At 40.1% G+C, this 14,494-nt stretch carries 12 protein-coding genes and 2 pseudogenes; 4 read left to right on the forward strand and 10 right to left on the reverse strand.

Annotated elements, in window-relative coordinates:
* Positions 1 to 93: 93 nt before the first annotated feature.
* The gene (gene ispF / locus FTU75_RS07130; RefSeq protein ID WP_078193864.1) at positions 94 to 582 is read left to right on the forward strand and encodes a 2-C-methyl-D-erythritol 2,4-cyclodiphosphate synthase; all 489 of its coding nucleotides are present in this window, start codon (positions 94 to 96) and stop codon (positions 580 to 582) included.
* Here the strand turns inward: ispF and FTU75_RS07135 are convergent.
* The 4 genes and pseudogenes from FTU75_RS07135 to FTU75_RS07150 all read right to left on the reverse strand — a co-directional run.
* Complete coding sequence (locus FTU75_RS07135; RefSeq protein WP_180115537.1) at positions 570 to 1,094, reverse strand: protein tyrosine phosphatase family protein; 525 nt, start codon at positions 1,092 to 1,094, stop codon at positions 570 to 572. The genes ispF and FTU75_RS07135 overlap by 13 nt on opposite strands.
* 57 nt (positions 1,095 to 1,151) lie before the next feature.
* The gene (locus FTU75_RS07140) at positions 1,152 to 2,243 is read right to left on the reverse strand and encodes a 3-deoxy-7-phosphoheptulonate synthase (RefSeq protein ID WP_143221612.1); all 1,092 of its coding nucleotides are present in this window, start codon (positions 2,241 to 2,243) and stop codon (positions 1,152 to 1,154) included.
* A 127-nt stretch (positions 2,244 to 2,370) separates the two neighbouring features.
* Positions 2,371 to 3,267 carry a sulfite exporter TauE/SafE family protein gene (locus tag FTU75_RS07145; RefSeq protein ID WP_078193863.1) on the reverse strand — a complete coding sequence of 299 codons (897 nt, stop codon included), beginning with the start codon at positions 3,265 to 3,267 and terminating at the stop codon, positions 2,371 to 2,373.
* Positions 3,268 to 3,641: 374 nt separating this feature from the next.
* Positions 3,642 to 4,102, reverse strand: a pseudogene (locus tag FTU75_RS07150) (MBL fold metallo-hydrolase); the annotation flags it as partial.
* An 8-nt stretch (positions 4,103 to 4,110) separates the two neighbouring features.
* On the opposite strand from FTU75_RS07150, the pseudogene FTU75_RS07155 reads away from it, so the two are divergent.
* Both FTU75_RS07155 and lpxB read left to right on the forward strand, forming a co-directional pair.
* Positions 4,111 to 4,794, forward strand: a pseudogene (locus FTU75_RS07155) (GlxA family transcriptional regulator); the annotation flags it as partial.
* Positions 4,795 to 4,900: 106 nt separating this feature from the next.
* Positions 4,901 to 6,073, forward strand: coding sequence for a lipid-A-disaccharide synthase (gene lpxB / locus FTU75_RS07160; protein ID WP_180115539.1), 1,173 nt, complete (start codon positions 4,901 to 4,903; stop codon positions 6,071 to 6,073).
* Between the two features lie 370 nt (positions 6,074 to 6,443).
* Here the strand turns inward: lpxB and FTU75_RS07165 are convergent, their stop codons facing one another.
* Positions 6,444 to 7,394 carry an AraC family transcriptional regulator gene (locus FTU75_RS07165; RefSeq protein WP_180115540.1) on the reverse strand — a complete coding sequence of 317 codons (951 nt, stop codon included), beginning with the start codon at positions 7,392 to 7,394 and terminating at the stop codon, positions 6,444 to 6,446.
* Positions 7,395 to 7,575: 181 nt separating this feature from the next.
* On the opposite strand from FTU75_RS07165, the gene FTU75_RS07170 reads away from it, so the two are divergent.
* On the forward strand, positions 7,576 to 8,781 hold the full coding sequence (locus FTU75_RS07170; RefSeq protein ID WP_180115541.1) for an alkane 1-monooxygenase: 1,206 nt from the start codon (positions 7,576 to 7,578) through the stop codon (positions 8,779 to 8,781).
* Between the two features lie 461 nt (positions 8,782 to 9,242).
* On the opposite strand, the gene FTU75_RS07175 is transcribed toward FTU75_RS07170, so the two are convergent.
* From FTU75_RS07175 to FTU75_RS07195, 5 genes are all read right to left on the reverse strand, one after another.
* Complete coding sequence (locus FTU75_RS07175) at positions 9,243 to 10,187, reverse strand: phosphatidate cytidylyltransferase (protein WP_180115542.1); 945 nt, start codon at positions 10,185 to 10,187, stop codon at positions 9,243 to 9,245.
* Positions 10,187 to 10,837: a 1-acyl-sn-glycerol-3-phosphate acyltransferase gene (locus FTU75_RS07180; RefSeq protein WP_180115808.1), complete on the reverse strand. Its 651-nt coding sequence runs from the start codon at positions 10,835 to 10,837 to the stop codon at positions 10,187 to 10,189. Before FTU75_RS07180 ends, FTU75_RS07175 begins: the two co-directional genes overlap by 1 nt.
* Before the next feature lie 61 nt (positions 10,838 to 10,898).
* A complete protein-coding gene (locus FTU75_RS07185; RefSeq protein WP_180115543.1) occupies positions 10,899 to 11,327 on the reverse strand; it encodes a hypothetical protein in 429 nt (142 codons plus the stop codon).
* On the reverse strand, positions 11,324 to 12,676 hold the full coding sequence (locus tag FTU75_RS07190) for a phosphatase PAP2/dual specificity phosphatase family protein (protein WP_373685850.1): 1,353 nt from the start codon (positions 12,674 to 12,676) through the stop codon (positions 11,324 to 11,326). The genes FTU75_RS07185 and FTU75_RS07190 overlap by 4 nt, the downstream gene beginning before the upstream one ends.
* Before the next feature lie 18 nt (positions 12,677 to 12,694).
* Complete coding sequence (locus tag FTU75_RS07195; protein WP_180115545.1) at positions 12,695 to 14,449, reverse strand: bifunctional alpha/beta hydrolase/class I SAM-dependent methyltransferase; 1,755 nt, start codon at positions 14,447 to 14,449, stop codon at positions 12,695 to 12,697.
* Between the last annotated feature and the right edge of the window lie 45 nt (positions 14,450 to 14,494).

Raw genomic sequence — 14,494 nt, forward strand, 5'->3', positions numbered from 1 at the left:
TATACTTTCACTATGTTGCGCTTGCCCACACTATAGCGAAATAGAAAGCGTGAATACAAGATTTCAATCATTATTTTCTCAAGGAACTCAAGCATGATAGCTCAAATTCGTATCGGTCAGGGCATGGATGTACATGCATTTGAAGAAGGTGACTTTGTAACGCTTGCTGGTGTTCAAATTCCACATACACATGGACTCAAAGCACATTCAGATGGTGATGTGGTACTGCACGCGCTTTGTGATGCATTATTAGGAGCTTTGGCACTTGGAGATATTGGTCAGCATTTTCCAGATACAGATCCAAAATTTAAAGGTGCCGATAGTCGAGTACTTTTAAAACACGTCTACCAAATGATTTTAGATCGTGGATATGTACTTAATAATGCTGATATTACCGTGGCTTGTGAGCGCCCTAAACTAGCAAAACATAATTTAGAAATGCGTCAAAGTATCGCAAATGTTATGGATGTTGAAGTTACACAAATTAGCATCAAAGCGACCACCACCGAAAAATTAGGGTTTACTGGTCGCCAAGAAGGTATTCTTTCTACTGCAACAGTACTGATTTCTCACGCAAAATGATCTGGATGGATCAGTGCATGTTGTAAATCTTGAGTTGCTTTACGGCCTTGAAGTTGTAAGGCAACCGCATGGATTAAACCTGTCCATGTTTCATTGGGTTCCCAAATTTGATGCATCAAATCTTGAGCCTTTGGCATATCAACATCCATATAGTATTGACGATATAAATACATCAAACTGCTGACACGGAAGTTTTTCGCACAGTGTAGCCAAACCGTTTGACCTTGAACCAAATGGTCAATCATATCGAGTACTAAAAGGCATTGATCATCTGAAGGGGTATCCCAAGAGATCGGAACTTGGATATAGTTCAGGCCTAGATCTAGGCAAATGCGGTCTTCATGCTCGATATGATTGGGTGCATCGGTCAGTGCTAAATTGATAACCGTTGAAACACCATATTCTTTGATCGTTTGAAGCTCAGAAGGAGATGGTTGACCGGACGTTAATAAGTGTTCATGTATATATTGGAAGTTTTCAATGTGACTTAACGCATTTTCGATTTCATTCATCTGACAAATAATCCTTCAAAGTAAAACGCCATCTCGAAGATGGCGTTTTTCATTCACTTAGCGTGTCGGTAACACGTCTTTAAGTGCTTCATGCATCTCTAACAAGACTTTTTCAGTCGTATCCCAATCGATACAGCCATCAGTCACTGATTTACCATATTCGAGGTCACAGAGGTTGGCAGGAATATCCTGACGACCACCTTTTAAGTGACTTTCAACCATAATACCCACGATTGACTTGTTTCCGTCAAGGATTTGTTCAGTAATATTTTTCAGAACAAGGGGTTGTAGGTACGGGTCTTTGTTTGAGTTTGCATGACTGGTATCAATCATGATTTTGCCACTAACTTTTGCTTTGGCTAATGCCGCTTCAGCATCTGCAACTGAACCTGCGTCGTAGTTTGGTTTACCGTTACCGCCACGAAGTACAACGTGTGCATATGGGTTACCACTAGTACGAATAACAGAAACTTGACCTTGGTCACTTAAGCCCAAGAAGCTATGACCATGTTTAACAGATTGCATGGCATTGGTCGCAACGGTTAAACCGCCATCTGTACCATTTTTAAAGCCAACTGGTGAAGAAAGGCCAGAAGACATTTCACGATGTGTTTGGCTTTCAGTGGTACGCGCACCAATCGCTGACCAAGAGATAAGATCTTGGTAGTACTGTGGTGAGTTTGGATCGAGTGCTTCAGTTGCACAAGGCAAACCTTTTTCATTCAATTCAAGTAAAAGTTTACGACCAATACGTAAGCCTTTTTCGATGTTGAAAGAATCGTTCATGTCTGGGTCATTAATTAGACCTTTCCAACCCACAGTGGTACGTGGTTTTTCAAAATACACACGCATCACGACATAAATTGTATCTTGGATTTTGTCACTTAAAACTTTTAAACGGTCAGCATAATCATGTGCAGCGACTGTGTCGTGAATTGAACATGGACCAATGACAACAAAAAGACGTTTGTCATTTCCATCTAAAATATTACGTACAGTTTCACGGCCCTTAAGGACTGTTTGATAGGCAGTTTCAGTCAGAGGTAGCTCTTTTTTTAGTTCTGCAGGAGTAACAAGTGGCTGAATGCTTTTTACATTCACGTCATCAATGTCGTTTTGGGTAATAGAATTTGACTGTAAAGTATTCATTGCCGTCACTGGTTTGATTATACAAAAGGTTGTTTCGTGAGCCGAATATAACATGAATTTAGCATTCAAATGTTATAAAAAAGATCAATAAGTCTCTGAAAAAAAAGTGATGAATCGGGCAGTTAATTTAAACCTGCTGACTATTCACCGTCGGTGCGATCAACATTGCAGTTGTTGGTTTTTCGACAGGTTTTGATTTTACTGGATTAATGATGAAATTCATGCCTAAAACAAACAAGGTAATGCCTAAGACTTTACGAATAACTTTTTCAGGTAAACGTGAGCTGATCAAAGTTCCGACAACAATCGCTGGAATAGAACCCACCAATAACCAACCCAATAAATGAAAATCGACATTACCTGAGCTCATATGACCCAAGCCTGCAACCAGTGTAAGAAGCACGGCATGTACGACGTCAGAGCCGATAATACGAATCATTGGTAAATTAGGGAACATAAGTACCAAAGCCATAATACCGAAGGCACCTGCACCAACAGACGATAGGGTAACGAATACGCCTAAAATAATGCCCATGATGATGATATATGCACGCTTATTTTTAGCTTGGAAATTGATACGCTCCAGATCAGCACTCATATCATCCAACTGATCAGTTTTTCGAAATTTATTAAAGAATTTTTCGATATGACCACGGAAAATAATTGAGATCCCTGTAATCGTCAGCATAAAACCCAAAAACATGGTTAACACGGTTTTGTAATGTGTCGATTGGCTTAAATAGTTTTCAAGTACCCAATGGGTCGCAAATGACGCAGGGATACTGCCGACTGCAAGCCAAATGACAATGGTCCAAACGATATTCATTTTACGGGCATGGACTAAAGAACCACAAAATTTTGAAATTGCGGCATACAGTAGGTCTGTACCGATCGCAATGTGGGGTTCAATTTTATATAGGCTAATCAGGATCGGGGTCATCAATGAACCACCGCCAACACCGGTAATACCTACGCAGAAACCTACAATTACACCTGCCAGAATGAACTCTAAAGGACCGACCATCGCTGAATGCCAAATATCAAAAAACGTGCATATCTTATGACTAATTGATATAAGTCGTTGTCTCGATTAGTGATTTGCTTGTGAAAAAAATAGATAAAGAATGATTTTAATTTTGAAATAAATGAATTTTTACTAAGCTAAGTTATTGATTACGGTTTTCTCAAGTAGTTAATAGTTAAAATGGAGATTATGCTGCAGTGAAATCGTATATTTTGAATATAAGGCTTTGAAGATCTGAAGTGGATATCCAATACCTAAATGCACTGTAGGTTTTCAATTCTAAGCTTTTGATTTGTTATTTATCGATATATGCAACAGTGTACATAAAGTCCACTGCTGCAAAGTCTCATACGCTTTAAAAAGACTAATATGCCTTAAAAAGATAAAGTTTCGCCATCTAAAGGAATCAACACTTTATCCTGAATATTTTGAGCTTTAACATATGCTGCCAGTTGTTCACGCGTTAACGACATGTGGTTAATGGTGTTCATATGTACTGCGCAATTTTAGCCTTCGGCGCTTGCTGTACAGCTCGTAAGGTGTCTTCTTTGCCCATAATAATCGACTCTTTAAACCCATCGACTAAGGCATTGCCTGTATTCAAAATAATCACATCAGGTTGGAAGCTTTGAATAGCTTGATCCACTTCAGGGCGCCAAATCGTGTCACCCGCCAAATAAATGGTTTCATGTTCTGCGGCTTCAAAAATGATCCCCATGGCTTCACCCAATCTTTTTTTCAGTTCTGGGACACGATACATTGCATCTGTACCGTGCTGTCCACCAGTTTTGGTTAACTTCACGCCTTCAAATGTGGTTTGCGTTAATACGCGTACATGAAAAAGGAATCAAGATCGCAGGCCTGTGCTACGGCGCATATCCATTGGCGTATGCTGGGTTACTTGACCACAAACAGGTCACGACACATTGGGCTGGCAGTGCCGATTTTAAGCAAAAATTTCCATGTGTGAACTTAGATAAAGATGCTTTATATATTGAAGATGCAGGCATCATTACTTCCGCAGGTACGGGGGCAGCGATAGATTGTTGTTTATACATTGTCGGGGAAATCTACGGGGCAAAAATTGCCAATAAAATATCGAGATTGATGGTGATTCCAACCCATAGAGAGGGCGGACAGGCGCAATTTATTGAACAGCCGATTTCTACGATGACTTACGATACGGAGATCAATAGTTTACTCGAATATTTACGGCATAATTTGTCGAAACCGCACACTATCGAAGAACTTGCCGTTTATTCCAATATGAGTAGAAGGACACTGACCAGACATTTTAAACATGCAACAGGGCTGCCTATTGTCACATGGTTAAATAATGAAAGACTGCGATGTGGGGCTGAATTGCTCGAAGTGACGGATTACTCAATTGATAAAATTGCGGAAGCCTCTGGTTTTAATACCGCAGTGCTATTTCGTAAAATGTTTAAGAATAAATACGGCACAAATCCGAACCATTGGCGGAAAAATTTTAATCAGCAGCTAAGTAGCAGTGATGAATATTTCTAAAATGGTGAATTAAAGACGTGCAGCTTTTTTTGGGAAATCTATTAACTTTGCGAAGGACTCGTATAGAATCTATAGCTAAAGAAAATTGAGTTAAAAGGACAGACTTTTGCAAAATCGGAAACTTAAAATTGGCATCGTGGTTGGGGAAGTATCGGGGGATACATTAGGCGCCAAGCTTATCCGTAGTTTTCGAGAGCAAGGGATTGATGCGGAATTTGAAGGCATTGGTGGTCCGCAAATGATTGCAGAAGGCTTTAACAGCTATTATCCGATGGATATTTTATCGGTGATGGGGATTGTTGAAGTCTTAAAAGATATTAAAAAACTCTTTGCTGTACGTGATGGTCTGGTTGAAAAATGGACTGAAAACCCTGTCGATGTTTTTGTAGGGATAGATGCACCGGATTTTAATTTGCGTTTATCTAAGAGCTTAAAGCAAAAACAGCTACCAATTAAAACAGTGCAATATGTCAGCCCTTCTGTGTGGGCATGGCGACAAGGCCGTGTACATGGCATCAAGGCGAGTATCGATTTAGTCCTTTGTTTATTTCCTTTCGAAAAAGCGTTTTTCCAAAAATGGCAAGTTCCGGCTGCATTTGTCGGACACCCATTGGCAAGTCAGTTGCCTTTAGATAATCCACTTGTTGCGGCTAAACACGAGTTAGGCTTAGATGAGCATCAAAAACATATTGCATTACTTCCGGGCAGCCGTCGCGGTGAAATTGAGCGTTTGGGGCCTTTGGTACTGTCTGCCGCACAGATTTTGACGGAGCAGCATCCAGACTATGTGTTCCTGATTCCTGCAATTAATGATGCACGTAAACAGCAAATCGAATTGTTGCTCAAGCAGTACCCTGAAGCATTACAAGCCAAAGTTCGCTTGATGGAAAACACCGATACCGAATCTAAAATTGGCCGTCAGGTTATGAACGCATCGAATATTGTCGCTTTGGCTTCGGGTACAGCGACTTTAGAAGCGATGCTTTTACACCGCCCAATGGTAACCTTTTATAAGTTAAATTGGCTGACCTATCATGTGGTGAAATTGCTGATCAAAATTCCGTATTATTCATTGCCAAATATTATTGCGGGCAAAAAGGTGATTCAGGAACTCATCCAACATGATGCAACGCCTGAAAAATTAGCAGCAGAAATTGAAAGCTTGATGGATGTTGAAAAATCGCAAATTCAAGTGATGCAGCACATCACCATGCATAAACAACTGCTTTCAGGCAACAGTGAATACCCTGTGGAAGCGATTTTAAAGCTTTTAAATTAAATAACTGATGTTACGCAGTAACATCAGGAGCGTAATTTAATTTAAATAAAAGTATGATACACGGTAACGTCATCCGCAACTGTTCGACGCAGGACTACTTCTAATCAAAAAAGTTTTTGCGATACTTTGAGTAATTTGACGCTAGTGAACGAGTTTTGTCGGTGAGGTGCATTGCACCGTAAGATGGTTTCCTTGCGAAGCTTCGCTTCTCATTTTGCCGAATGAGAAACAACGTTTCGTAAGAGTACCTCCAGCCGAAGGCTAATCCCTTTATTCAATCCCTAGATGTAAGACTCCGTCGAATAAAATTAAAAATCATTTTAAAAATGCAAAATTACTTTTATGTGCGTAACGTCAGTTAAATAAACCTCTAAGGTGACTCAGTTTTTGCGAGTTGATGCTGCTGTCGATACTGGCTCGGTGTTAGATCATAAAACTTTTTAAAAGTTTGGCTAAATGCCGTTTCAGATGAGTAACCGATACGATGGGCAATTTGCTGAATAGTCAGTTGCCCCATTTGTAAGTGCTGTGTTGCTAGTCGCAAACGATGTTGCTGCAAATAGGCGAGTGGAGATTCACCGAGCATTTGAGTGAATAAACTGGCAAATTTAGAACGTGACATGCAACATTGTTCTGCCAAACTTTCGACGGTCCAAGCATGCTGTGGTTGCTCATGAATCGCGGCTAAAGCGTTGGATAATTCAGGATGACTTAAGGCATGCAACCAACTGCTTGAATCTGACAAGGCTGCAATATAATCACGCACACATTCGATAAATAAAATACTCACCAAATGATCCAAAATTTTGTCGCGGCCTGGACGGATCTGATGTGCTTCAACGGCCAGAAAATGTAAGCCAATTTGCAACCATTCAGGTGCGGTACTGCTCATGATGTGTGGTGTATGCAATAGCGTGGGGAGTGCATTCACTAAGGGCTTTGCCATAATACTTTCGACATGCCCACGGATCGCGAGTACAAATAATTCCTCTGCTTTATGAGATTCGGCAGAATTTAATTCAATGGTTTTATTTCGTTGCTCTTGAAACAGTGGTGTGATGTTTATTGATTCGACCAAGACATCAGACTGTATAGATTTGCAGTAATGATTTTGCCCTGAGGGAATAAGGCAAAGATCGCCAGCTTCGAGTAAGACCTGCTCTTGATCTATATGTACAACACACTGACCTTGAATCACTACATACGCAACCATGGCATTGTGATCTTGAAAATGAAAAGCCCAAGGATGCTTTGATCTCAAATAAATATATTCAGATCGGTGGAGATGAATATCATCAAAAATTTTACTTAAAGCATCCATATTTCAAATATTTACTCATATTAATTTTCTATTTATAGATGGTCACTATGTGTTGAAAGGTCAACATTTATCCTTAAATGCCAAAGACGATCGCATAGTTTTTTTGGACGCTTAAAACTGTTCTGGCTGCCCATATTTTACGAATATAAACACAGAAGAAGTAATTAGGGAAGTCTAGCGCATGAATGCACCAGTAAAATTAAATGAACAGCAGCTCGCTCAGTTAGAAAGCAAAATCGGTAGTGTTTTAGATAAAAAACGTTATGGTTGGCTATTGAGTCCAGGTTTACCAGTCATTGGTATGGGGATTTTGGCGGGTTATCATTTTGGTCCCAAACCGACAAAAAAACTATTTGCCATGGGCGGGCCGCTTCTACTGCATGTCATTATTCCTGCACTGGATGCACTGATCGGTGATGATGCCAATAACCCGACAGATGATGACATCAGAGTTTTAGTGAATGATCCTTATTATGATCGGATCGTCAAACTATTTATTCCACTGCAAATGGCAGCGAATGCTTTTGCTGGCTATGTGGTTACCCGTAAAGATGTTTCAATATTAGATCAAGTTCTACTTGGGATTTCGATGGGTGCCATCAATGGTGTTGGCGTAAATACAGCTCATGAACTCTGCCATCGACCACATAAAAAAGACCATTATTGGGCACATGCGACTCTCGCACCATTAGGTTATAGCCATTTCCGCATTGAACATCCTTATGGGCACCATAAACGTGCGGCAACGCCTGAAGATCCTGCATCTTCAAAAATGGGCGAAACTTTTTATGAGTTTTGGCCACGCACTGTATTTGGTGGAATTAAATCGGCGGTGCAGATTGAGAAACAACGTTTAAAACGTAAAGGTTTAAGTTTCTTTTCGAAGGAAAATGAACTGTTTCATGGTTGGGCGATGAGTGCAGGTTTTCATGCCTCGATGCTGAAAATGTTTGGTAAAGGCGTGACACCGTATTTAGTTACACAGGCCTTTTATGGAATCAGCCTTTTTGAAATTATTAATTATATTGAACATTATGGCCTGAAGCGTGAGCAAAAATCGGATGGAAGTTATGCGCGAACCATGCCTGAACATAGTTGGAATAACAATAATATTGTGACCAATCTATTTTTGTATCAATTACAGCGACATTCAGACCATCATGCATATCCGACTCGCCCATTTCAGGCTTTAAGACATTTTGATGAGGCGCCAGAGTTGCCTAGCGGCTATGCCACTATGCTAATTCCTGCTTTAGTACCCTCTATTTGGTTTTATATGATGGATAAACGTGTCTATGATCACTACCAAGGCGATTTAACTAAAGCCAATATTCATCCTAAACGTCGTGCAAGTATTTTTAAAAAGTTTGCAATTTCAGTCGTTTAAATCGAATACCTGATGAGAAGAATCCCAAGCTTGTTTGTTTGGGATTTTTTTATTGTGTGTATTATTAACCGATGCTACGCAGTAACATCAGAAGCGCACGTTGATTCAAATAAAAGAATGATACACGGCAACATCATCCGCAATTGTTTGAGACAAGACTTATTGTAATCAAAAATGTTTCTGCGATTCATTGAATAATTAGACGTTAGTGAACGAGTTTTGTCGGTGAGGTGAATTGCACCGCAAGATGGTTTCCTTTCGAAGCTTCGCTTCTCATTTTGCCGAATGAGAAACAACGTTTCGTAAGAGTATCTCCAGCCGAAGGCTAATACCTTTATTCAATCCTTAGATGTAAGACACCGTCGCATTGACTTAAAAATCATTTTTAAAATGTGAAATTAATTCTACATGCGTAACATCATTTAAAATCCCAAATTTTCTATTTGAAACTTAGTCACTTCTTAAGACCACCAATAGCGCAAAATGTGGAAAAAAATCGGTGCAGAAAAGCAGATTGAATCAATTCGGTCGAGCATGCCACCATGGCCTTGGATGAGTTGTCCCCAATCTTTTACACCACGATCGCGTTTAATGGCTGACATGACAAGACCACCAAAGAAACCGAATATACAAACAATAAAACCAATACATGCAGCCTGTAGATAGCTAAAGGGTGTAAGCCATGACATAGCAACACCTAGTGCAGTGGCTAAAGCAATGCCTCCGATTAAACCCTCAACGGTCTTAGATGGTGAAAGTATCGGTGCGACTTTATGTTTTCCAAATAGCTTGCCACAGACATATTGTAAGACATCGGAGGCTTGTACCACCATGATCAGCCAGATCGCTAGCCAAATTTTTTCACCTTCAAATCCGGGAAGTTTAAGATTTAATAGCGCAGGCACATGCGAAATACAGAATACGCTGATCATCAGACCCCATTGAATTTTTGAACTGCGCTCTAAAAATCGCGTGGTATCTTCGGCTTTGAGTGTAGCGATAGGGATAAGAAGAAATACATACAGCGGAATAAAAATAGAATATAGCCCGTACCAGTCGATATACACCAAGTAATACTGGTAAGGGATGACAAAATAAAAAGCGATCAGCAACGGAAGATAATCACCGCGACGGGTTGGGAGTAAACTGATAAATTCACGTAAAGCAAAGAGTGAAATCAACGCAAACAGGATCACAAAGGCAATTTTGCCTAATGAAATTGCTACACCAAGTACCAACAACATGACCCACCATGCATTGATCCGCGCATTTAAATTGTCGATGACCGGTGCTGGTGCATAACCCGCTTTAAATTTTAGTATTGATCCAATGGTTGAGGCAATAATCAAAATAACTGCAAAGATACTGAACAATACATAGGTCATTTGCGCATTGGTGAATTCCATTATTGATACTCCAATGCTTTTAATTTGAGTAATTCTTCCTGAGCGTAGTTTAAAAACTCAGTTTTACTGTGTTCATTATGGGCTTCTAAAGGTTTGCCAAAAATAACGGTAGATAATAGGGGGAGTGGTATAAGCGCGCCTTTAGGCATGACACGTTTTAAATTTGAGATCCATACCGGTACGATTTCAACATCAGGAAATTGATTTTTGAGATGAAATAAGCCGCTTTTAAAGGCTAATAATTCAACGTCATCATTTAAATTTCGAGTACCCTCAGGAAAGAAAATAATTGAGTCACCTTGCGCTAAAACGGTTTTGATCGGTTCTAATGGATCTTGATTTTGCTCTCGATTTCGCTGAATAGTGACGCCAGTAAACGTGTCTTGAATGAGAAAACGTCGAAAGCCATCTTTTAACCAATAATCCGAAGCAGCTACAGGACGCGTCTTTCGTCTGAGATCTGTCGGCAGTGATGACCAAAGCAAAATAAAATCGATATGGCTATTATGATTTGCATAATAAATACGCTGTTTCATAACCGGTTTGCACCCGACCCAGAGACTCCGCGCACCCGTGAGCAGCCGCGCACCACGACGAGTGAGAAAGGCAATATAGCGAGCAATTGAACGGCTTAAAAAATTACCTTTCATTGGTGAGTGAGCATTCCCTGAAGTGTCTAATGGATTTGGCATAGCTTCAAATTATTGTGAATTATTTATACAGTAAAAATATGCAGATGAATGCGATGTATTGCAAGCAAAGCACAAAGATCTGCCATTTAAATAAAGCCAGACAACCTAACTCACGTAGTTCCCATGCGCGGCCACATTTATTTGCAGGCATTAATTTTAGGTTAATTAAACTTAAGTCCAGCTCTTTGGTGGTTTGTTCTAGGCTTTGGGTTTGGCTGCATTCAGCGACAGTGGCTAAAAGTGCCGAATCAAATTTGATTCTCAAGCTTAAATAATGTTGTATTCCGAGCAAAACTAGACAAATCAATACATATAGCAAATCGAATAGCATTACATTGCCAAACTGGATGATGAGCCAGAGCGTGAAAATGGCTGCCACATAAGCTGAGATGAGCAATCCAGTGGTGGATTGCAACAACTTTGACAGCACCACAAGTTGTAAATTCATGGTGCAAGTCCTTTAAGTTTTAAACGATAAGTATTTAAATGTTTTATTTGCGGTGCTTTAAGCACGACCCACGGACGGTTATGGCGAATAATCCGTAAAACATCTTCGACTGAATATTCAGGATGTTGTTTCAATAATAATGCGGCAACTACAGCACTACTTCGTGAATATCCCAAAGCACAGAAGACCAAGATGTTTTGTGCTTCATCACTTTTTTTAGAGTTCAATAATAGTTCTAAAGACTCTACAGCATGATGCAGCTGATTGGCCTGTAAAGGAATCAGGTCTAAACTCAAGGTTTGAGCATAGGAGCACTTTGGATAAGTGGGCAATTCTGCACAACAATCGAGTAAAGCATCATATTGTTGCAAGACCTGTTTGGACGGATAGCGACCTAAATAAATATAACTCTGATTGATTTTGATGATTTTAGAATCTTCAGGATGGCGATAGGTCCAGATTCGGCTATTGATCCAAGCAAATACAAAGTAAGGCGCAAACAATATTTTTGCAGCAATGGTCATATCACCATGACTGAGTTTTTGAAAAAAATGGGGTCGATTGAATAAATATGCAAACGAAACTAAAAGCAGACTGCTTGCAGGATAGAGCAGCCAAAGCCACCAGCCTTTTGCATGTGCGATTGCGCTACACAATAAGGCAGCAAACAGATAAAGGATGCCGATTTTAATGTGCTTTAAGCTTAGCCGACTTTGTTTATTTTGAACCCATGGCGCAGAGCCAGCCATCGGGAATAACCATAAACATAAGGCACCGACCAATAAACCCGTTGGGATATCTATAAAATGGTGCTGCCAAGTGGTTAGAACTGAGAGACCAATCAAAAAGGACCAACCATCTACCAGATATTTCAGCTTGCCTGTGCTATGCCGACGGTAAAAATCCCAAAGTATCACCAGTAGTACAATGTGCAGGGAAGGTGCTTGATTGAAGGGTTTATCAAAGCCCATCAAGACATCAAACCACAACCCGAAAAAACCTGTGAGTTCGGGGCGTTCAAAGCTAAAACGTAGCGGGAAAATTAAAAAGCAGCTGATTGAAAGGATTTGTGCCGAAAATAGTCGCAGGACATGTTGTTTTAATTCAAACTTATTCCAACAAAGTAATAAAGACAAACCATAGAACAGATCAATCGACCAATAAGGCACAATACTCCATGGCCAAAGTGGAATATATTTTTCCCATTCAAAGACGATAACAGGTACAGACGCTAAACCCGCAGCGTATTGGTTGGCAAAACCATAACTTAAGAAGAAAAAAGGTGCCAGAAATGCCAAACACAGTAGGCCGTATTTCCAAGTTCCTGTTTCCGGATCCAGTTTATGCATAAGATTGACCATCCAAGCTTAAATTTTTTGTGCAACGGAAACTGTGAAAATACCAAACTCATCAATGACTTGATCGACTTTCTTGAAACCGGCTTGCTCAACCAAGGCATCCATTTCTGCTTGTGAGCGCAAACGCATGACCCATGCATCTCCTTGGCGATGTGAGGTCAGGGCACGGGCGATAAACTCTTGTTGCGGATGCCAAATTTGACCTGTGTAGATAAGATAACCATCTTTCTCAATGGCCTGACTCAAGCCTGATAAGGACTGTCTAAGTAAATCATTATCACTAAATAATTCGTATAAACCTGAGACCACGGCTAGAGTAGGTTTAGGTTCAACACTGGCTAAAGAAGTGGTATCAAAGGCATCCGCTTCTACAAACTTGGCAATCTGGCTTAAACCTCTTTGCTCAATCATTGCTTGACCCGCTTGTACATTGATCGAGCTATAGTCTCTAAGCAGAATAGATTCAGGCTGCTCAGGCAGTTTTTGTACAGCATCTAAAATATATCGGCCATGGCCTGCTGCAATATCCATAATCCGTACCGCGTGTTGGGCATCATTTAACTTAGAAGCATATTTCGTTAATAGCGCTTCAATATTTTGTTTTCTAACGCGAATACCACGCCAACCAATTGCATTTAAATATTGTCGATCGATGATTTTACCCAGTGCGTTTTGGCTTTCTGATTGATCTCTGTAGACAAAATCTAAGGTGCTGCCAGAGTCATATCCTGTCTCTTCACCAATTTTTAAACCTTTAGAAAAGAGACTACCAATTTTAAGATTTTGTTTTGTTAAGCTCCAAAATGCATGTTTTAAAGAGTGTTTTGGAATCGTTGAACTTAATGTTTCTGCAACGGCACAGCTTGGGCCAATTTTATCTGCATCTAAAAGTTTAGGTGCGGAATAGGGTTGTTTAAAACATTGTTGAATAAAGCGATGGATTTTATCTGTGGCGATTTTTCGATGTTTTTCACCCAAAGTATCATGATAAAAACCGTCTAAGACGTGAAATTCCTTCATTGGATGTGGGAGTTTTTGATAAAACGCCAATTGTGGTTTTTGATGCACCACGAAGTCAGATCCTGAACATAAAATCTGTGTAGGAACAAAAATATTTTGTGCATCTTTAACGATTCGATCTGAGGCTGCATATAGACCCAGCAGCATCCGGACTGATATGGCCCGAGCGATCTGTGGGTCAGTGTTATAACTCTGTGCACGTGCAGTATCGTGGGTCAGCATTTTGGCTTTGACATAACTATTAATAAAAAAGTTGCCAGCGAATTTGTTGAGGAGTGTTAAGCCGGGTTTTGCAAAAGGCACATAGAGTTTGATGTTAAATGCAGGCGATGCAAGGCATAAAGCACGGATTTTAGGGGCATAATCATGCACCCATGTCGCGGCTAAAACAGCGCCAACGCTTTGAGCTACAATTGCTATATTCTCTGATCGAATTTGGTAATTTTGTTCTATATGCTGAACAAAATATTGAATGTCTTGAACGCATGCAGAAAAGCTCGGTGCATCTCCTCGTTCACCAGGAGTATTGCCATGGCCTCGCGCATCCCAAGCGAAAAAATCAAAATCAGGCAAATTCAATTCATTGACCAAATGCGCCATTCGTCCCGAATGTTCATGGCCACGATGAAATAAGATCACCGCTTTTTTCTTACGGTTGCTTTTTAAACTGCTATTTTCCCAATGTTGATAAAACAAGGATGTTCCATCATGGCTCGTAAAGGTATGCTGAGTATTGTTATACATTGTGTTGTTCTCAAAATAATAAATCGACTGACGATCTAAACTGAA

The sequence above is a fragment of the Acinetobacter sp. YH12140 genome (genome assembly GCF_013418475.1).
GTDB lineage: Bacteria > Pseudomonadota > Gammaproteobacteria > Pseudomonadales > Moraxellaceae > Acinetobacter > Acinetobacter amyesii.

Bases quoted from the DNA above. Each gene is read 5' to 3' on its own strand.
- ispF (WP_078193864.1), top strand. From the start codon at position 94: ATGATAGCTCAAATTCGTATCGGTCAGGGCATGGATGTACATGCATTT.
- FTU75_RS07170 (WP_180115541.1), top strand. From the start codon at position 7,576: ATGAATGCACCAGTAAAATTAAATGAACAGCAGCTCGCTCAGTTAGAA.
- FTU75_RS07190 (WP_373685850.1), bottom strand. From the start codon at position 12,676: ATGCATAAACTGGATCCGGAAACAGGAACTTGGAAATACGGCCTACTG.
- FTU75_RS07175 (WP_180115542.1), bottom strand. From the start codon at position 10,187: ATGGAATTCACCAATGCGCAAATGACCTATGTATTGTTCAGTATCTTT.
- FTU75_RS07145 (WP_078193863.1), bottom strand. From the start codon at position 3,267: ATGGTCGGTCCTTTAGAGTTCATTCTGGCAGGTGTAATTGTAGGTTTC.
- FTU75_RS07180 (WP_180115808.1), bottom strand. From the start codon at position 10,837: ATGAAAGGTAATTTTTTAAGCCGTTCAATTGCTCGCTATATTGCCTTT.
- FTU75_RS07165 (WP_180115540.1), bottom strand. From the start codon at position 7,394: ATGGATGCTTTAAGTAAAATTTTTGATGATATTCATCTCCACCGATCT.
- FTU75_RS07185 (WP_180115543.1), bottom strand. From the start codon at position 11,327: ATGAATTTACAACTTGTGGTGCTGTCAAAGTTGTTGCAATCCACCACT.
- FTU75_RS07140 (WP_143221612.1), bottom strand. From the start codon at position 2,243: ATGAATACTTTACAGTCAAATTCTATTACCCAAAACGACATTGATGAC.
- FTU75_RS07195 (WP_180115545.1), bottom strand. From the start codon at position 14,449: ATGTATAACAATACTCAGCATACCTTTACGAGCCATGATGGAACATCC.
- FTU75_RS07135 (WP_180115537.1), bottom strand. From the start codon at position 1,094: ATGAATGAAATCGAAAATGCGTTAAGTCACATTGAAAACTTCCAATAT.